Annotated in this window: 15 protein-coding genes; 10 read left to right on the top strand and 5 right to left on the bottom strand. The window is 42.6% G+C overall.

Translation table 11 applies throughout. From position 1 onward, the window contains the following. Positions 1–77: 77 nt before the first annotated feature. Positions 78–1,466, top strand: a complete 1,389-nt coding sequence (locus CA600_RS28260; RefSeq protein WP_094874448.1) for an MFS transporter — start codon at positions 78–80, stop codon at positions 1,464–1,466. A gap of 136 nt (positions 1,467–1,602) precedes the next feature. After that, the gene (locus CA600_RS28255; RefSeq protein ID WP_094874447.1) at positions 1,603–2,250 is read left to right on the top strand and encodes a 2OG-Fe(II) oxygenase; all 648 of its coding nucleotides are present in this window, start codon (positions 1,603–1,605) and stop codon (positions 2,248–2,250) included. 85 nt (positions 2,251–2,335) lie between these two features. On the opposite strand, the gene CA600_RS28250 is transcribed toward CA600_RS28255, so the two are convergent. Both CA600_RS28250 and CA600_RS28245 read right to left on the bottom strand, forming a co-directional pair. Continuing rightward, positions 2,336–2,944, bottom strand: a complete 609-nt coding sequence (locus CA600_RS28250; RefSeq protein ID WP_094874446.1) for a zf-HC2 domain-containing protein — start codon at positions 2,942–2,944, stop codon at positions 2,336–2,338. Then, positions 2,941–3,423 carry an RNA polymerase sigma factor gene (locus CA600_RS28245; protein WP_094874445.1) on the bottom strand — a complete coding sequence of 161 codons (483 nt, stop codon included), beginning with the start codon at positions 3,421–3,423 and terminating at the stop codon, positions 2,941–2,943. Before CA600_RS28245 ends, CA600_RS28250 begins: the two co-directional genes overlap by 4 nt. Before the next feature lie 196 nt (positions 3,424–3,619). On the opposite strand from CA600_RS28245, the gene CA600_RS28240 reads away from it, so the two are divergent. Then, positions 3,620–3,961 carry a nitrous oxide-stimulated promoter family protein gene (locus tag CA600_RS28240; RefSeq protein WP_094874444.1) on the top strand — a complete coding sequence of 114 codons (342 nt, stop codon included), beginning with the start codon at positions 3,620–3,622 and terminating at the stop codon, positions 3,959–3,961. Between the two features lie 54 nt (positions 3,962–4,015). Here CA600_RS28240 and CA600_RS28235 read toward each other — a convergent pair whose 3' ends face one another. Both CA600_RS28235 and guaD read right to left on the bottom strand, forming a co-directional pair. Further along, positions 4,016–5,368, bottom strand: a complete 1,353-nt coding sequence (locus tag CA600_RS28235; RefSeq protein ID WP_094874443.1) for a uracil-xanthine permease family protein — start codon at positions 5,366–5,368, stop codon at positions 4,016–4,018. A 38-nt stretch (positions 5,369–5,406) separates the two neighbouring features. Continuing rightward, complete coding sequence (guaD, locus tag CA600_RS28230) at positions 5,407–6,771, bottom strand: guanine deaminase (protein WP_094874442.1); 1,365 nt, start codon at positions 6,769–6,771, stop codon at positions 5,407–5,409. Positions 6,772–7,073: 302 nt separating this feature from the next. Here guaD and CA600_RS28225 point away from each other — a divergent pair, with 302 nt between their 5' ends. The 5 genes from CA600_RS28225 to CA600_RS28205 all read left to right on the top strand — a co-directional run bounded on the left by CA600_RS28225 (position 7,074) and on the right by CA600_RS28205 (position 12,661). Continuing rightward, the gene (locus CA600_RS28225; protein ID WP_042184077.1) at positions 7,074–7,262 is read left to right on the top strand and encodes a hypothetical protein; all 189 of its coding nucleotides are present in this window, start codon (positions 7,074–7,076) and stop codon (positions 7,260–7,262) included. Between the two features lie 276 nt (positions 7,263–7,538). Further along, positions 7,539–9,734 carry an ABC transporter ATP-binding protein gene (locus CA600_RS28220; RefSeq protein ID WP_094874441.1) on the top strand — a complete coding sequence of 732 codons (2,196 nt, stop codon included), beginning with the start codon at positions 7,539–7,541 and terminating at the stop codon, positions 9,732–9,734. Beyond that, positions 9,727–10,266 (top strand): DUF1854 domain-containing protein, encoded by a 540-nt coding sequence (locus CA600_RS28215; protein WP_094874440.1) that lies wholly within the window; start codon positions 9,727–9,729, stop codon positions 10,264–10,266. The genes CA600_RS28220 and CA600_RS28215 overlap by 8 nt, the downstream gene beginning before the upstream one ends. Before the next feature lie 186 nt (positions 10,267–10,452). Then, positions 10,453–11,775: an MFS transporter gene (locus CA600_RS28210; RefSeq protein WP_094874439.1), complete on the top strand. Its 1,323-nt coding sequence runs from the start codon at positions 10,453–10,455 to the stop codon at positions 11,773–11,775. Further along, positions 11,747–12,661, top strand: a complete 915-nt coding sequence (locus CA600_RS28205; protein ID WP_094874438.1) for a polysaccharide deacetylase family protein — start codon at positions 11,747–11,749, stop codon at positions 12,659–12,661. Before CA600_RS28210 ends, CA600_RS28205 begins: the two co-directional genes overlap by 29 nt. Positions 12,662–12,698: 37 nt before the next feature. On the opposite strand, the gene CA600_RS28200 is transcribed toward CA600_RS28205, so the two are convergent. Further along, positions 12,699–13,118: a hypothetical protein gene (locus CA600_RS28200; RefSeq protein WP_094874437.1), complete on the bottom strand. Its 420-nt coding sequence runs from the start codon at positions 13,116–13,118 to the stop codon at positions 12,699–12,701. A 153-nt stretch (positions 13,119–13,271) separates the two neighbouring features. Here CA600_RS28200 and CA600_RS28195 point away from each other — a divergent pair, with 153 nt between their 5' ends. Further along, positions 13,272–13,649: a hypothetical protein gene (locus CA600_RS28195; RefSeq protein ID WP_094874436.1), complete on the top strand. Its 378-nt coding sequence runs from the start codon at positions 13,272–13,274 to the stop codon at positions 13,647–13,649. A 261-nt stretch (positions 13,650–13,910) separates the two neighbouring features. After that, the gene (locus tag CA600_RS28190; protein ID WP_094874435.1) at positions 13,911–18,272 is read left to right on the top strand and encodes a bifunctional 2',3'-cyclic-nucleotide 2'-phosphodiesterase/3'-nucleotidase; all 4,362 of its coding nucleotides are present in this window, start codon (positions 13,911–13,913) and stop codon (positions 18,270–18,272) included. The last annotated feature ends 164 nt before the right edge of the window (positions 18,273–18,436 follow it).

Below are 18,436 nucleotides of genomic sequence, written 5' to 3'. Positions count from 1 at the left end.
ATTATATAATACTGAGGATACTCACTATTTATCTTTTTACTTATAATTCATTCTGAATCAGAAAAGAGGTTTACATTATGTCAGATACATCCACAGAAAATGCAGATAAGCTGCTAAAAATACTTGTAGTTACCTTAATATTCTCAGTTATGAACGGTACGATGTTCAATGTAGCTCTTCCTGAGATCGGCAAAGAGTTCAATCTTGTTCCTTCTCAGGTTAGTTGGATGATGACTAGTTATATGGTGGTATACGCGGTAGGTTCCATCGTCATGGGGAAATTAGCAGATAAATATCGGTTGAAGGATTTATTAACGTATGGACTGCTTATCTTCGCTCTCGGTTCATTAATAGGTCTGCTTGCTAGTGAGTTTTGGATTATTATTCTGGGCCGTGTAATTCAAGCTGCCGGTGCTTCCGTTCTTCCTGCAACAGCAATGATCATTCCAATTCGTTATTTTGTTCCCGAGAAGAGGGGGCGGGCACTTGGAACTTCTGCGGTTGGGTTAGCGCTTGGTAATGCTTTGGGACCGGTCGCTGCAGGCCTCATCACCAGCTTTGGAAGCTGGAGGCTTATGTTTGTTCTTTCCTTACTTCCGCTACTGACACTCCCTTTTTTTCGGAAGTATTTAGATAATGTGAAAGGGAAGACAGGAAGTATTGATGTTCTTGGCGGCGGGTTATTAGCTGCAGCAGTCGCAATCCTCTTACTTGCCATCACTCAGATGCAAGTGTGGTTGTTCCTTGGAGGGCTTGTTTTGCTGGCCTTATTCATCATTCGGATTCGGAAAGCTGTGGAGCCTTTTATTAAACCAGTATTGTTCCGTAACAAAACCTATTCGATCGGGTTGCTGCTTGCTTTTACAACGACAGCGATGAGCTTTAGTATGACGTTCATGACCCCACAATTTCTAGCGGCAGTGAATGGCTTGACTCCTTCGACCATTGGTTTTGTGTTAGTGCCAGCAGCAATTGCTTCAGCGATCATGGGACGTAAGGGTGGCAGATTGGCTGATGATCGCGGCAATTTGGCACTTGTGTTCGTGGCTTCGGTATTGTTATTTCTAGCGTTCTCCCTACTATCTACTTTTATTGGGGTATCGGCATATTTTATTGCCATTATTTTAATATTAGGAAACGTAGGTCAGACCTTCATGCAAATCTCAATGTCCAATACGATTTCGCGGACGCTGCCAAAAGAGGAGACAGGAGTTGGCATGGGATTACTCTCCATGATCAATTTCATTTCTGGCGCGATGGCTATGAGCGTGGTTGGGAAAATGCTAGACAAGGGCAGTGCCGCTGTGCAGTTCAATCCTCTGAATACTAATGTTACTGCCCATGTGTATAGTAATATTTTTCTCGTTATGTCCCTGGTGACTATTGCTGTAGTTGTGCTGTACCGTTATCAGTTTGGTACGGGTGCTTCCGGGTCGAGGAAGAATAAAAAAGGAATGGAGATTTAAGAGGTTATGCCATCTACGGATCAAAGAAAAACATTATAAAGCTGGATACTGGATGTCACGAAGTAATCAAGCAAATAAAACCATTTTATGGTATGTTTTTTTGTGATGGATGTTATAACCTAGGAGCTGCATAAGGATGATAGGGAATAGTACAGACAAAGAACAGACGATATTTGATCATGCTGGAAATACGATCAAGACAGAAGATCGAGAGATTCGAATTATTGCCAAGTATGAGGAGCCACTAGTTGTCTTACTAGGAAATGTGCTTAGCGATGAGGAATGCCATGAGCTAATTGAATATTCTAGGGAACGATTGCAACGTTCAAAAATAGGCGAAGACCATGTGGTCAATCCAATTAGAACGAGCAGTGGTGTGTTCTGTGAGGAGAATGAGACGGTTACTAGAATCGAGAAACGTTTCTCTCAAATTATGAATATTCCTGTCGAGCATGGTGATGGCTTGCAAGTCCTGCTGTATATCCCTGGCCAAGAGTATCTACCCCATTATGATTTCTTCGCAGAAACGAGTCGAGCAAGTAGCAATAATCGAATTAGTACGCTAGTGATGTATTTAAATGATGTGGAGGAAGGCGGAGAAACAGCGTTCCCTATGCTTAATTTATCCGTAAGTCCTAACAAAGGTATGGCGGTCTACTTCGAATATTTTTATGATAATCATGAATTAAATGAGTCTACCCTGCATGCAGGTACACCAGTGATCAAAGGTGAAAAATGGGTTGCAACGATGTGGATGAGAAGGCAAGCCCTTCGTTCCTCTTAAACACTATATCTTCCAATATGATTCCATATGGATTATCAGCAAAGACACCTAAATAGGTGTCTTTTTTCGAATTTAACGGCAATGTCTATTCCACCAAAATACCATTAATGAACGTCATAGTTTTGTCTTTAAATTCAAGGATAAATGTATTCGAAAAATCCAGATCGCTATGAATCTCCGTCCCCAACATCACCTCTGTTCCAACATTATCAAAGGGGTTATGAAGCAAACCTCTAGGCTTATACCTAGTTTCGGAACCAATCACATTATTATTCTCATCACGGATAAATGTAGTTTTCCCTGAGAACACCAAGTCCTTGCCGTTTTCCAAAGTTAGGTGAACCTCCAGACGAGTTTTTGTCTTCTGATAATCAATGGCCACATCTTTAGTGGATACAGGGAAACCAATAACGAAAAGTCCAACAAGGGCTGTAGCCAGTATGATCACTGTTAAGAGGGAAAAGACGAGCGTCTTTATATTTTTTGTTTTTACCTTTTTAAAATAATTAAGTTTCTTAACCTCCTCTTGATCAACAATAGGCAGACTTAGATTTGCTGTTGCGGTCATTTCATTATAAGATTGAAGGCATTTTTCACAGGATTGCAGATGTTTTTCAATCTCTTCGTTACTATGTAAAGAGGTGAGCTTTTCAATATAGGAAGGTAATAAATCCTGAATGATTTCGCATTTCATGTAGATCTTCCTTTCATCAGTTTTTGTTTTCCACGGTAAAAGGTAACTCTCGCCCAGGTCTCATCTCTTCCAAGAATCTCGCCAATTTCCCGAAAGCTGAATTCCCCAGTCAAACGCAGATACAGTACTTCCTTGGTATTGGGATCAAGTAAATGAAGCTGTTTAAACAATTCCATTTTGTCTTGTGCAAGAATGAATTGAGATTCAGTTGAATTTGCGCTAGAAACAGGAGGATCATCTAGTTCATAAGACTTCCTTTTATGTTGCTTGTCCAGCTCCTGATACCATACATGCTTAGCAATCTGACAAAGCCATACATATACTTTGCAGGTTCCATCATATTTGTGTATGGACTTTACAGCTCTATAAAAAGTTTCTTGGGTGATTTCTTCTGCCAGTAAATGATTATGACAAAAACTAAATACGAATTTATATACTTGGGTTGAATATTCCCTGTATAATTCCTCGTTGTCCTGCATTCGTTCACCTCCTCAGGTTATATATCCGTAAAAAGCTATAAACGTTACAGCCTTTCTAAAAATATTATGAGTATAACGAAATAACGCCTTGGGTGTGTAGTATGATAAAAATCCTTAGAAATGTAAAAAAAGAAGGACTGCTTTTCCTCTATAATTAGATGAGATCTTATTGTACAAGTTACAAGGAGGCTCATAAATGACAATAAAGGTAACCCGACAATTAAACGAAGGTCCTAAAATTCAAAAAGAACAAGATATTGTCACGAAAATGATTCGTATATATTGTAAGAAAAAACATCATCATAAGGGGCTTTGCAACGAATGTCAGGATCTAAACGATTATGCTCTGAAGAGGTTAGCTTATTGTAAGTTCGGGGAAGTGAAAACGGCTTGTGCTAAATGCCCTATTCATTGTTATAAACCGGAGTATCGTCAAAGAATAAAAGGGGTTATGCGTTTTTCAGGTCCATGGATGTTACTATATCATCCCATTGAGTCAATTAGGCATATTCCATTACCCAATAAGCTGAGAAAATAAGAAAAAAAACGGACATCATTGGATGTCCGTTTTATGATCTAGCATTTTTACGTTCTATTTGCCACTTGGCAGTAGTTTATTCAGTACGATCGCTGCTAATGAAGCCGCTAGTATAGGTGAGCCCAATAAATATTGCACGAATGAAGGTAAGGAATGCAAGTAGTCGCCAGGAATGAGCACCAAAGCTAACGTGATAATCATCGGTATTGCGATAATGTACATTTCTTTCTCGCCAATCGTTACGTTCTTCATCACCTGCACACCATTAATTGCAATGATCCCGCAGACGATAGCGAAGACGCCGCCGATTACAGCGGATGGAATGGAAGAAATCAGAGCAGCTAATTTACCAGAACAACCGAAGAGGACAAACCATCCTCCAACAGCGAGGAAAACCCGGCGGGAGGCAACACCTGTGATGGAGATAATCCCCGCATTGGTAGAATAGCCTGTAACAGGTGTTGAACCGAGTGCAGAAGCAATAAGACAGCCAATCCCCTCACCGATAACCCCTTTATTAATATGTTCGTCTGTTAAAGGTTTATTGATTACGTTGCTGACAGCAAACCAGGTACCTGTTGTTTCCGCTAGCAGTACGAGATAAATAATAACCATGGTGATAATAGCCGAAAAGTTGAACGAGAATCCGAAATCTACAAAAGCGATACGCGGCATGCTAAACCAGTTCGCTTTGCTAATCGCTGAGAAATCTAACACACCCATCAAGTTAGCAGAGATACATCCAACTACTAATGCCATCATGACGGAAATAATTCGGAAGATCGATCCTTTATTACGGAACATAGAACCGAGAATCACGAATAAAAGGAGTGTGCCCGCTGAAATAAGGGCTAACAAAACGTTCTGATTGATTGAAGCGCCTGAAGCTCCATAGATATTGTCTCTTATAGCAACAGGTAATAAAGAAAGACCAACTATGAATATGATCGTACCACCTACAATGGGTGGGATAAAGTTCTTAACGATTTTATTAAAGATCCCGACATAGCCTAAAATAATAACTAGAATCGCACCGATTAAGCTGGCACCTAACACGGAACTCCAGCCCAGCTCCCCGCCGCCACTAGCGGCATAAATACTGACGATCGCACCAAGCGGAACATAGGAAGGACCTTGAGCGATAGGAAGCTTCATACAGAAATAAGTCTGAACAATCGTTGCAAGTCCAGCAGCAATAAAGGTAGATTGAATTAACGCGCTTGACTGATTCGGCTGTAAGCCGATTAACATTGCAATCAGGAACGGAACCACATAAACGTCCATGGCCAATACATGTTGAAAGCCTAAGATGATGGATTTACTGAATGAAACTTTTTCATCGGGTAGAACGGTTAATAGTTGTGACTTTAATGGTGCTTGATCTTGTACGTTTGCTTGTGTTTCCACTCAGATGCCCACCTTAACTTTTCTAGTTTTTTCGGTCCTTAACGTGAATAAACCTTTTCACCCTGTACCCAGACCTCGCGGATATTCTCAGGTCGAGCTAGATACATCATTTTTTGAAACACGTCGTATAAATCTTCATTCCCATCAAAGAGAGGCAGTCTAGCCGATGGTACTTTTGTATCGATGATTTGAACATCCCACGTATAGCCTTCTAATATCCGGCCGATAGGTAAACTTAAGCTTTCTCCGCCACCAGCAGTAGCAAGATAGAAGGATTCATCAATCGTAATTCGTGATCCTAGTAATCCACGCTCTTGTGCAGGAAGGGAGGGATTAACGCCATCCTCAAGCATTCTTGAAGACATTACAGCTTGTCTTATGTTATCGAATAGACTAGGTGAGAAACCTCCGGAAATATCAGACCCCAAACCAATCTCCACACCCTTGGAATGGAAATGTGCGATCGGAATGACACTATTGGCAAAATAAGCGTTCGAGATCGGACAATGTGCAATAGCCGTTCCTGTCTCCGCAAATAAATCCACATCATCCTCATCCAAAAAATTGCAATGTGCCATGACTGATTTATCACTGAGCAGACCGAAATCATGCAAGGCAAAAGCATCGTTTTTCTGGAATCGTTCTTTTACATAACCGTGCGCCCAATCACTTTCACTACAGTGCGATTGAATATAAGTATCGTATTTAGCGGCTAATTCACCTAAACCTTGCAATGCCTTATCTGTACAGCTTGGAATGAACCTAGGTGTCACTACAGGGTAAACGCCTTGCTTAGTCGATTTGGCTAGTTCTTTTACAGCTAAAATAAATTCTTCCGTATCTTTTAGTGCCGTTTGGGTGTCAGCATCCCGATAGCTTTCTGGATTTCCTTGTGGATCATCCATTACCACTTTTCCAACGAGTCCGCGTTGCCCTTTATCCGCACAGATTTGGGCTAACAGTAAACTGGCTTCTTTATGCACCGTTGCAAAATAAAGAGCTGTAGTCGTTCCGTTCGCGAGTAAAGTGTCAACCACATCATCGTAGACCTTTTTTGCAAAATCCAGGTCCGAAAATTTAGATTCCAATGGGAAGGTGTAAGTATTTAACCAGTCATAGAGTGGAATATCTAATGCCGTTCCAGATTGAGCCCATTGGGGCGCGTGAACATGCAAGTCGATAAAGCCGGGCAAGAAAAACTGACCGTCCCCTAATCGATGGAAGTTGCCTTGGTCTTGGTAAGTATCTAGTAATGGTTGATAGTCCGGCGCTTCTGGAGAAACGATCCTTTCTATCATTCCATCTCTATTTATACAGAAGAGGTGATCTTTTAAAATTTGAATTTCCTTAGGTGATTTACTTGAAAATGAAGTCCCTAGGAATATTTGCATATATTTATTCATATTATCCGCCTTAATGTTCGTCTTTTGATGTATGTTTGTTATTATAATCCGTAAAAACTGATAAGTCTACACCAAAAGTCGAACGAAAACGAATGTTAGTTACTGATTTATGCTCTAACTAGATCGAAATGTATGAATTTACATACGCTCTTCGGCAATCTCCTTCGGAGATACTTTGAAGATAATGTCCTTTTCGGCTATTAGCATTACGTAAAATGTATGCGGTTACTTACTTATGCTATAATACATATAGATAAATTAGGTTAAGCGCTTAAGAAAAATGGGTTAGGAGTGTTACTGAAATGAGAAGATATAACTTTTGGCGTCCGATCATGCTAATTATTGTCGCGTTGCTTACGAGAAGCCTGGTGACTAACGTATGTATTTTGTTTGGTATGCAGACTGAAGTAGCGAGTAGTATAGGTACGCTGGGCATGGTCATCGCCGGTTTAGTGATGTATAATCGCATGAACATTCGCCGTCGAAAATAACGAACAGATTTCTAGAATCCGATCTATTTGGTTAATTAATAAGATATGAAATTAGCGCAGGAGCATTTGTTGACCTGTTATACATAAAAATGAATCCATCGGGATTTGTTTTTAAGACATAGCCAGTATCATAGAAAATAATGAAAAGGACACCCTTAAGGGTGTCTTTTTTGGGTTGTTCAAGTAACTATACAAAATAATTATAGTCATTCTTTCATCTTTACCGCTGTAAATATATGTGAGTAAATAGGTGGGTAAAGAAAGGGGAGAAAAAGAATGCCATATATTGATAAACTTCCCAAGTCTATAGAAATGCAGCTAACGGAACAACCGTTATTCCACTTTGGATCTGATTTAATGAAAGATGGACAATTCGGTGAGCAATGGCTTGTATTGACAGAGAAGGAAGTGTCCGTTTGGGGAACGGACGGAAGAATGGTTTCGAAGTTTTTTGTTTCGAGTATAACCGATGCTCGAGTAGTAGGTGGGGTAGGCGGCGGTTCGTTACTTGTCGATACTAAAGAGGGCCCAAACATTCTTATACGTTATACCGCATCGCTTACCTCTATATTTGGATATGCGTCTAAATTAATTGCTGCTGTAGCTAAAGGAGAGGAGCGGCCAACGGCTTCTGAAAAAGAATTTCCAAGACATTGTCCGAAATGCCGCAATCCGCTACCAGACGATTCTCAGACCTGTCCGGTGTGTAAAAGTAACGGTAAGGTTCTCTTTCGGATGTTAGGTTACGCGAAGCCGTATAAAATCCAAATGATCGCAGCAGCAATTATGCTGATTTTCACTACATTGATAGAGCTTGTTCCACCTTTTTTGACGAAAATGATTGTAGATAACGTGCTAACAAAAAAGGACATGGGTTCAACGTTACTATGGATTGTAATTGGGCTTGCTGCCACCTCTCTGATGGTTACTCTAATGCAGACTGTACGTGGACTTATCGGGGTATGGATTGGCTCGAAAATTATGGGTGATCTGCGTCATGATGTGTATCATTCCTTGATGAAATTGTCGCTATCTTTCTTCGATCGAAGACAGTCTTCGCAATTCATTGGACGGGTAAATAATGACTCTGAGGCGATGCGGCAATTCATGACAGATGGCGTAATATGGGTCTCGGGTGAATCATTAAGGGTGATCGCAATCTTCGCGATTATGTTTAGTATGGATTGGAAGCTAACGCTGCTAGCCATGCTGCCTATGCCGCTTATGGTCGTTCTATCGACTGTGTTATGGCCGATGATTGGCAGACGGTGGTACCAGCAGTGGAGATCTATTTTTAGACTAAACGCTTTGGTAGGCGATTCTTTGCAGGGAATTCGTGTGGTTAAAGCATTTGGTCAGGAAACTACGGAAATGTCCCGTTATACTGTCGCTAATAAGGAATTGGTGCGGCACAATATCCGGATTGAAGGCTTGTGGCAGGGAATGTTTCCCGCTTTTGCGTTAGTTGCTGGCGTTGGTACGCTTTTAATTTGGTATTATGGCGGCAGAACGGTGCTTGACGGACAATTATCTATTGGTACGCTAATCGCTTTGGTTACTTACCTGGGGATGCTCCTCGGACCTTTGCAGTGGGTAAGTCAAATGATCAATTGGGCCAGCCATGCGATTTCAGCAGCAGATCGGGTCTTTGAAATTATGGATACACCATCGGATGTGCCTGATACGACGAACCCAGCTGATATTGGTCGTGTTAATGGTGAGGTAGAGTTTAAACAGGTCACTTATGGATACGAAAAGCATCACCCTGTGCTCAAGAACGTGGATTTAAAAGTAGGCGCAGGAGAGATGATTGGTCTGGTCGGACATTCAGGTGCTGGGAAGTCGACCTTCATCAATATGATTTGCCGATTCTATGACACAGATGAGGGCACCATCACCATCGACGGAGTGGATATCCGAAATATTAGCCAGTCTGACCTTCGGAGTCAGATCGGTGTAGTGCTGCAGGAGACATTCCTGTTCGACGGCACGATTGCTGAGAATATCGCTTATTCTAAACCGGATGCTACAGAGCTAGAAATTATGCGTGCTGCTAAAATTGCCAATGCACATGACTTCATCGTTCAGCTACCTGATGGCTATGACACAAGGGTAGGAGAACGTGGGCATAAGTTATCCGGAGGGGAGAAGCAGCGAGTGTCTATTGCCCGAGCAATAATTCACAATCCGCGGATTCTAATTCTGGACGAAGCAACGGCTTCTGTGGATACAGTGACTGAGCGGCAAATCCAAGAAGCCATCTCGCGTCTGGTCAAAGGTAGAACGACATTCGCCATTGCTCATCGATTGTCCACTTTAAGAAATGCCAATCGGCTCGTCGTGCTGGAACGCGGTAAGATTATTGAGGTGGGTACGCATGAAGAATTGCTAGCAGTAGAAGGGGCTTACTTCAAACTGGTCGAGGCACAGAAAGAAATGTCCCAGATCAAGGGGGTAGAAGTGCATGAGTGATCCAATCAGTGTCAGTGATGAATTGAAAGCTCAAGATAAAGATCCCTATGAAATTAACATTTTTGAACCGGGTCTGATTTCCTTTAACCGTAGTCAAGGTGGGGTATTTCAAGGGGTAGTAGAAGGTAAGGTTTATGAAGAGCTAGTCCTTTTTCGTATATTTCCTTTTCAATACAACACCCAGTATATTTCTGTGAGGAATTCTAAGAGTGAGGAGATTGGTGTCATTCGTGACATTGATCAGCTGGATGAGGAAAGTCGGGGGGAAGTGGACAAAGAATTGCAGCTGCGCTACTTTCTTCCCGTTGTGACCCGAATTGATTCCATCAAACAGAAGGCAGATATGTGGATTTGGGAGCTGCAAACGAATCTGGGGCAGACTCGTATCGTTATGCGTAACCTGCATGAGCATATGCAATACCCGAGTCTTAACCGCATCATTCTGACTGACGTCAATGGAAAAAGATGCGAAATTCGTGATTATTCCACTTTGGATATTCAGAGTCGGAATAAGCTGAAAGACGTTTTATAGTGGCAGAAGCAAAGTGCTTGGTAGTTTATACTACTGAGCACTTTTTTTTGATCTGTGTAAACATGCGCGGTTATCCCTCCATTTATGATGAGGAGACGCATTAGATTGGAGCAAATTTGTCACTAAACTTCCAGTATATGTGGTAATATATTACAACTAGATGATTTACTATATGGAGGTATGTGAGTGAAGCATAAATGGATGAACTCGCCGTACACCTTTGCTTTTGGAATGTTCGCGATGATGGTTCCCAGTCAGGCTTTTAGTTCTTTTTACAGTTATTTTTATGTGGAGAAATTGGGCTTGGGCATTGGACTTGCTACACTGGCCAGAACAATCTTTCTGATCTGGGATGCGGTGAATAATCCGTTGTTTGGATATTGGTCAGACCGGACAAATACCCGCTATGGTCGGCGTAGACCCTGGGTGTTCGGATCGATCCCTTTGTTTATGCTGGCGTTTGTGCTGGTGTTCTCTCCCCCCGGCGGTTTATCCGAGAATGGACTCTTCACTTGGTTTCTAGTGACGCTTATTTTCTATGAGGCTGTGGCTACGGTCTTGTGGGTGAACTATGGCGCGCTGCTTCCGGAGCTCTTCCGTGGAGATCGTATTCGGGCAAAAGCCTCGGCGATTCAGCAAGGGTATCAAGTGGTCGCTCTGTTAATCGGTACGGCTCTAACGCCAATCCTTTTCGCAGCGATTAACTTCTCTAATATGGCTATTGTGTATGCCTGTGTCTTCGGCGTGTTTATGTTCTTATGCATGATGAACGTTCAAGAGAAGAAAGAGACTACTAAGACCGAACCATTGAAGCTCATTCCGGCGTTTCGGGAGACGATTCGGAATAAGAAGTTCTGGGTGTTTAATATTTCGAACTCTTTTGCCCAAACGGTGAATGGACTTGTAAGCTCGATGATTCCCTTTTATGCAAAATATGTTCTACATATTTCAGAAACACAGGTGTCTATTATGCTCGCAGCTGTCTTTGTCTCGGTTATTCCATTAGTGTTCGTGTGGTATTGGATTATTCGTAAGATGGATGGGGTCAAGGCATGGCGGCTATCGCTTATCCTATATGCTTTATCTGTCATTCCGCTATGGTTCGGTTATGATCTTGTAAGTGGTGTAGCCGCTGGTATTGTTGTCGGTTTCGGACTAGCAGGATTTCTAGTAACCCCGGCAATCGTAGGTGGCAAAATTATTGATGAGGATGCGGAGAAGACAGGTCTGAGAAGAGAAGGCATCTATACCGCGGTAAGCGGATTTATCACTCGTTCGAGCGGATTAATCTCGGCGCTGGCTTTTTTCATTGTAGGGATGATCTTTGGTTACAAGGGTGGCGATGATCCAGGGTCTGATCCAGAAGCAACGTTCCGGTATTTAATAAGCGTGGTGCCGTTATGTCTGCTAGCCATATCTGTTGTCATATCTTTTACGATTAAATTCACATTTACGGGGCAATTGAGAGGTGATGCTGACTATGAGCAAAAGATTAATCATCAATTGTGATGATTTTGGGCAAAGCCCTGCCATGAATCAGGCGATTATGCATCTGTTAGAAGAAGGAAAAGTATCTTCAGCGACGATAATGGCGGTGGCCCCTGGATTCGAGGAGGCAGCTAGATGGTGTAGCCGTAGGCAACAACGAAATGTGGGCCTTCATTTGACAATGACTAGTGAGTTTGAGGCTTTACGCTGGAGCAGCCTGACGGGGGACTCTTCACTACATGACGATGGCGGGTATCAATATAAGACGGTAAAAGAGTTTGAACAGGGGGCGCAGACAAAAGCTGTGCTAAAGGAGATTGTTGCGCAGTATGAGAGAGTGAAACAATCCGGCATCGTGATTAGTCATGTAGACAACCATATGGGAAGTTTATATGGCATGGAAACGGGACGCAGCTTGCTTCCGCAGACGTTGTGGAGAATTTCGCGCTGGGGATTGCCATCACGGTTCTTTCGATACATCCATCCTGAGGATCCTCTGTTAGGATCGCTGAAAAATATTGAACGTCCTGTTGCACTTGGATCCGGGCTGGCCGATACACTTGGAGTTCCGATTCCTGATTACTTGTTGTCGCATCCTTTTGGTGTAGAGGAGGGTGAGACGTACGATCGTTTCAAAAAATCTATTATTGATAAGCTATATTCGCTACCTGATGGTGTTAGTGAAACCTATATTCATCCCGGAATCGACGATCCATGGATGCTTGCAAATATACCACATTGGGAGAAGCGAGTCTGGGAATACCGTCTACCCTTTGATGATGATTTTACCTATGCGATTCGTGATGCTAGTGTTGAATTGACGGACTATCGCTACGTACAGGAGCATCTAAAGCGCTCACGGGTAAGATCTGCGGGGATACTTTTGAAGAAACTGATAAGTTCATGAGGAAAAATAAAAAGACACCTTGCGGGGTGTCTTTTGACTATCCCATTAAACCCTTCAGCCCATTCAAGAATGGGGAAATAGATCTAATCATATTGTAGCCCATTTTCACAACCGGCATTGTTCTTTGGATCATCCCTACGAAGCCCATAATTCCACCGAATCCTGAAGCGCCTGAACTTGCACCCTCGGCAGCGCCAGCAGCCCCTCCTCCCATTCCGAAGAGTGAGCCGAATAATGGCATGAGTCCGGATACGTTCGCTTTCCGGGAGCGGGAAGAAGTGTGTTTTTTTGATTTTTTGTTTTTATTTTTATTTTTACGTGGTTTGGAAAGGGTCAATCCATCCTTATCGAGGCCAGTTATCCATCCTACATACGTACGTCCATCATGAAGCGTAACGCACACAGGTCTACCCTTGAGCTGTTCAGCTCGCTTGCGAATTTTTGCTCTGTTTGACATTTGTGGATCACCTCATTGGTCTATTTAATTATATATTACTCAGATATTCCGGTGTTGCTTGTGCGAGTTCATCATTAATATGAAAATAAAGTCCAAAAATTGATGAGGAGAGGTTATAAGATTTGAATAACAATTAGTGAAGGGGGTGGAAGGGTGTTATCTGCATGGATTGGGAGTATTACTTTTGCGGAAGCGGCGATTCTTTACATATTACTGTCTTTAGGATTACCTTATGGTGAATTTGCAATGGGTGGCAAACATAGAATCATGCCCTCACAGATGAGGATTGCGTGTGCGATCTCAGTTGTTATACAATCGATTGCAATCTTGTACTTGTTGCAGGCAGGAAACGTGATTTCTATTGGATTACCTTTTGATAGAGGCGTATGTTACTTCTTTACAGTCTATCTAATTCTCAATACCGTAATGAATATATTATCGAAGAGTAAAAAAGAAAGACTTGTGATGACACCTTTGTCTTTAATCACGGCAATTTGCTTTGGGTTTACTGCCATCATGAGTGGGTCTTGAGAGAGTTATTGTCAGATAAAGATTCGACGCTTTTAGACCTTATGTATGCGCTTTCTTAGGGTGCATCTGTATAAGGTGTGTTTTTTGTATGTCTAGAGACTCTTGATCTAATAAAAACACAATGTGACCTAGGTCTTTCTTCACACGTTATTATATTTGACACGAATTTATATTAATTTTACAATCCTATACTTTTTCGTCATGTTTGTGTGATATAATATCACCGAAATTATGTAAAAATACTAGGGGGAATAAATCTTTATGGGATGGAAGACACGATGGAACAAGCCTCTCGCTTCTGTACTAGCAACTGCAGTGCTTTCAGCACAGGTACTAGGTGGAGTCGTTTTGGGTACGGTTTGGAGTCCGGACAAAGCCGAAGCCGCATCCGATACCACAGCCAAACTACGGTTGATGAGCACCACGGACGTACACACGAATGTCTACGGCTGGGACTATTTTAAGAATGCAGCCTCTACAACAGTAGGGCTCGATCGAACGGCTACGTTGGTTACTTATGCTAGAAGCGAATATCCTGTTAATAATCTTTTGCTCGACAACGGGGATCTGATTCAAGGTACTCCACTGGGGACCTATATTGCGAATGAAAGTAACCTGATGGAATCAGAGACCAAGCTACACCCTATGATTGCGGCTATGAATATTATGCAATATGATGTGGCCACATTTGGTAATCATGAATTTAATTACGGACTGGAATTCTTAAATCGTACTATTAAAGGCTATGATAATAATCCATTGAGCGGTGCCGATTTCCCATATGTAAATGCCAATATATATATTGATGACAAAGATGGTAATCCAGATAATGACGTAAATGCTTTTAAACCTTATGTAATTATCGACAAGACGATAATGGATAGCGATAACCAACCTCAGGAAATTAAGGTCGGCGTACTTGGCCTTGTAACCCCTCAGATTATGGAATGGGACAAGGTTAATCTGGAAGGCCGTGTCATCGCCAAGGACATTGCAGAAACTGCAGCCGAATTTGTTCCTATCATGGAGAGTGAGGGTGCCGATGTAATCGTAGCAATGGCACATACCGGCTTCGATGCAACTGCAGTTGCGGGTACTGATGCAGAAAATGCTATCAATCTTTTAAGCAAAGTTGAAGGCATTGATGCGATTACCTTCTCACACACCCACAAAGTGTTTCCAACAGGTGACAATGCAACGCTTGATGCTTCTTTTAAAGATCCATTAACAAAACTACCATATAATAACGCTCAATCCGTTGTTGATAATGTTTACGGCCACATTAATAGTACTCCGGCTGTACAAGCAGGTTATGGTGGGGGTTACTTGGGTCTGATTGATCTTAATCTGGTGCAGGAAGGCGGCAAATGGAAAGTCGACAAAAAGAACTCTAAAGCTTCGACCCGCTCCATAGCCAATGCTAAACCGGATGCTGCTGTTGATGCTGCTGTTGCAGCAGACCACCAAGCTACTATTGACTATACAGGTCAAGAGCTCGGCGTTACTACCGCTCCGATGAACAGCTATTTCGCAATGGTTCAGGATGATCCAACCGTGCAAATTGTTACCAATGCCCAGAAGTGGTATGTGGAGAAGTATATTAATACTAACCTTCCACAGTATAAGAATCTTCCAATTCTCAGCGTAGGTGCTCCTTTCAAGGCTGGACGCAACGGTCCTTCTGAGTATACGAGTATTGAGAAAGGTCCGCTGACTATTCGCAGTGCGAGTGACTTGTACCTGTATGACAACACGCTGAAAGCTATTAAAGTCAAAGGCTCTGTTGTTAAGGAATGGGTTGAAATGAGTGCGGGCGCATTTAATACCATCGATGTGAAAAGCATAGCTTCACAAAGTTTGCTCAATGGAGATTTTGCGGTTTATAACTTCGATGTCATTGATGGCATTAAATACACAATTGATGTAACTAAACCTGCAAAATATACCCCTACCGGAACAATTAACGATGCATCATCGAGTCGTGTGAAGCAAATTACGTATAACGGTAAAACGTTGGATCCGAACCAAGATTTTATTGTTGTGACTAACAATTACCGCGCAAGTGGTGGTGGGAACTTCCCAGGTGTGAAAGGTTCAGAGATGGTAGTCGATTCTCAGGATGAGAATCGCCAGATCCTCATGGACTACATTAAAGAAGTAGGTACTATAGACCCTTCTGCAGATGGCAACTGGTCTTTGGCTCCTATTTCAGATGAAGTGAATATTACGTTTACATCGTCACCGGATGCAGCAGCGGTTATGCCATCCAACATTAAGGACACTGGTGCAAAAGATATTAAGGGATTTAGTATTTATAAACTGGCTCTCCCAGTTAAAGATGTAGAAGTTCACCTTCTGGGAATCAATGATTTCCACGGTCAACTGGATACAGTTTCTACAGTAAGTAACAAGAATGTGGGAACAGCTGCTATTCTTGCGACTTATCTGAAGGAAACACGGGCTAAATATGACAATGCTCTACTCTTCCACAATGGAGATTCCGTAGGTGCATCCGCTCCTGTATCCTCGCTTGAACGCGATGAACCGACGATTGAGTGGATGAACATGATGGGATTTGATGTGGGTTCCCTGGGTAACCATGAATTTGACCAAGGTGTCGATGCACTAATGACGCAACTTTATGGCGGTGTGGACCCTAAAGACAGCAATGTTACCCACAAGGGTACGAATTTTGACTATGTGAATGCCAATGCGGTGAATGCCAAAACTGGCGACCCGATTATTAAGCCTTATGTAATTAAAGAAGTGGGCGGTGTGAAAATCGGCTTTATTGGCCTTGTAACGAAGGCTACACCAGGCAAAGTTTCGCCTTCCGGCACAGCTGGCGTATATTTCCTCACTCCTGAGGAGGAAGTGGCAGCTGTTGAAAAATATGCTAAAGAGCTTCAATCTAAGGGTGTTGAAACGATTATCGTGCTTGCGCATGATCCTGCCACAACTAAAGATGGCAAAACTACAGGTGAAGCAGCTGATCTAGCTAATGCGCTTCCTGCCAACTCCCCTGTTGACGTTATCGTTGCTGGTGATAACCATGCTCTGGCAAATGGAATGGTAAACGGCAAACTGATTGTACAAGCATACTCTTACGGTACTGCATTTGAAGATATCAAGCTGATCATTGATCCTAAAACAGGTGATGTGAAGGAAATGTCTGCTGTAGTAATCTCGACCTTCCATGACGGTGTAACACCGGATCCGGAAAGTGTAGCGCTGGTTAATACTTACCTTGAGAAACATCCTGAACTTACTCAACCAGTAGGTACAACAGACGGAACTATCACTCGTACTGATGCATACAACAATGAGGCTGCGCTTGGTAACCTGATTGCTGACGCTATGCGTACTGCTGATTTCGGTGATGGTGCAAAGGCTGCTGATTTTGCCTTTATGAATCCAGGTGGTATTCGTGCGGATCTTCCAAAGGGTCCTGTGACCTTCGGAGACCTTGCCAAAATTCAGCCATTCGGCAACACGCTTGTGAAGCTGACACTGACTGGAGCGCAAATTAAAACGTTGTTGCAACAGCAATGGAATGTAAAAGCTGATGGAACATCAGATATCAAAACGCTGCAAATTTCGGGATTGAAATATACAGCAGACATGTATCTTCCAGTAGCTGATCGCATCGCGAGTCTCACATTAACCGATGGAAAAGCAATTAATCCTACGCAGAAGTATACAGCTGTAGTAAACAACTTTATGGCTGCAGGTGGGGATAATTACAAGGTTCTGACTGAAGCTAGTGACTCATTGGCTGGGCCTATTGACTTGGACGTATTCTACGATTATATTGTGAACACATTTGATAGAAAAGAGATTAAAGCAGCTATTGAAGGTCGGATTGTTAACAATTTGAAGGAAGTTAATCCTACGCCGACACCTAGTCCAACGGCAACACCAACACCAACACCAACGTCAACAACGGCACCAACAACGGCACCAACAACGGCACCAACAACGGCGCCAACAACAGCACCAACAGCAACACCAGCGCCAACACCAGCGCCAACACCAGCACCAACAGCAACACCAGCGCCAACTACTGCTACAGCAGCAAGCTTCAAAGATCTGGGTAAGGTAGCTTGGGCTCAAGAAGCTATTCAAGCATTGGCTGCTAAGGGCATTATAAAAGGATTGGATGCAAATACTTTTGCGCCAACCAAAACAGTGACTAGAGCAGAGTTTATTACGATGCTGGTTCGCGCATTGAATCTGACGGGTTCGGCAACAACCAGTTCATTCAGCGATGTTAAACAAGGAGTTTGGTACACGGATTCTATCGCCCTTGCGGTGAAAGCCGGACTTGTAAAAGGCTCTGGAAATGGTAAATTTGAACCGGGTCGTGAAGTGACTCGTGAAGAGATGGCGATTATGATTGCTAATGCATTGAAGGATAAACTACAGCCGATTGATAAGAATGCAGCGCTGGGCAAGTTTGCAGACAAGTCCAGTATTGCTCCTTACGCACAGGACGCTATAGCACAACTGACCCAAATGGGAATTGTTAACGGTGTTGAGGGTGGTAAATTTGCACCTAAGGGCATAGCTAACCGCGCTCAAGCGGCAGTCATTATCTACCGTATGCTTGAACAAGCTTCATAATCCGATAGTTCTTCTAAAAGTGTATCGATGATCCCTAATAGGGACTCGGTACACTTTTTCTTTTCACATTAGGTATTGCCCTTTGCGCTAGTATATGATAATTTAGTTCTGCACTGCATGGTTCTTTTATATTTTGTGCGGTCGTGGCGGAATTGGCAGACGCG

Origin of the sequence: Paenibacillus sp. VTT E-133280 (assembly GCF_002264385.1) — a bacterium.
Lineage (GTDB): Bacteria > Bacillota > Bacilli > Paenibacillales > Paenibacillaceae > Paenibacillus_AQ > Paenibacillus_AQ nitricinens.
The sequence above is the reverse complement of the archived record's forward strand: the minus strand, read 5'-3'. Positions and strand labels throughout refer to the sequence as shown.

Excerpts from the sequence above, each read along its gene's own strand:
- CA600_RS28260 (WP_094874448.1), top strand. The coding sequence starts at position 78 with ATGTCAGATACATCCACAGAAAATGCAGATAAGCTGCTAAAAATACTT.
- CA600_RS28255 (WP_094874447.1), top strand. The coding sequence starts at position 1,603 with ATGATAGGGAATAGTACAGACAAAGAACAGACGATATTTGATCATGCT.
- CA600_RS28250 (WP_094874446.1), bottom strand. The coding sequence starts at position 2,944 with ATGAAATGCGAAATCATTCAGGATTTATTACCTTCCTATATTGAAAAG.
- CA600_RS28245 (WP_094874445.1), bottom strand. The coding sequence starts at position 3,423 with ATGCAGGACAACGAGGAATTATACAGGGAATATTCAACCCAAGTATAT.
- CA600_RS28240 (WP_094874444.1), top strand. The coding sequence starts at position 3,620 with ATGACAATAAAGGTAACCCGACAATTAAACGAAGGTCCTAAAATTCAA.
- guaD (WP_094874442.1), bottom strand. The coding sequence starts at position 6,771 with ATGAATAAATATATGCAAATATTCCTAGGGACTTCATTTTCAAGTAAA.
- CA600_RS28225 (WP_042184077.1), top strand. The coding sequence starts at position 7,074 with ATGAGAAGATATAACTTTTGGCGTCCGATCATGCTAATTATTGTCGCG.
- CA600_RS28220 (WP_094874441.1), top strand. The coding sequence starts at position 7,539 with ATGCCATATATTGATAAACTTCCCAAGTCTATAGAAATGCAGCTAACG.
- CA600_RS28215 (WP_094874440.1), top strand. The coding sequence starts at position 9,727 with ATGAGTGATCCAATCAGTGTCAGTGATGAATTGAAAGCTCAAGATAAA.
- CA600_RS28205 (WP_094874438.1), top strand. The coding sequence starts at position 11,747 with ATGAGCAAAAGATTAATCATCAATTGTGATGATTTTGGGCAAAGCCCT.
- CA600_RS28200 (WP_094874437.1), bottom strand. The coding sequence starts at position 13,118 with ATGTCAAACAGAGCAAAAATTCGCAAGCGAGCTGAACAGCTCAAGGGT.
- CA600_RS28190 (WP_094874435.1), top strand. The coding sequence starts at position 13,911 with ATGGGATGGAAGACACGATGGAACAAGCCTCTCGCTTCTGTACTAGCA.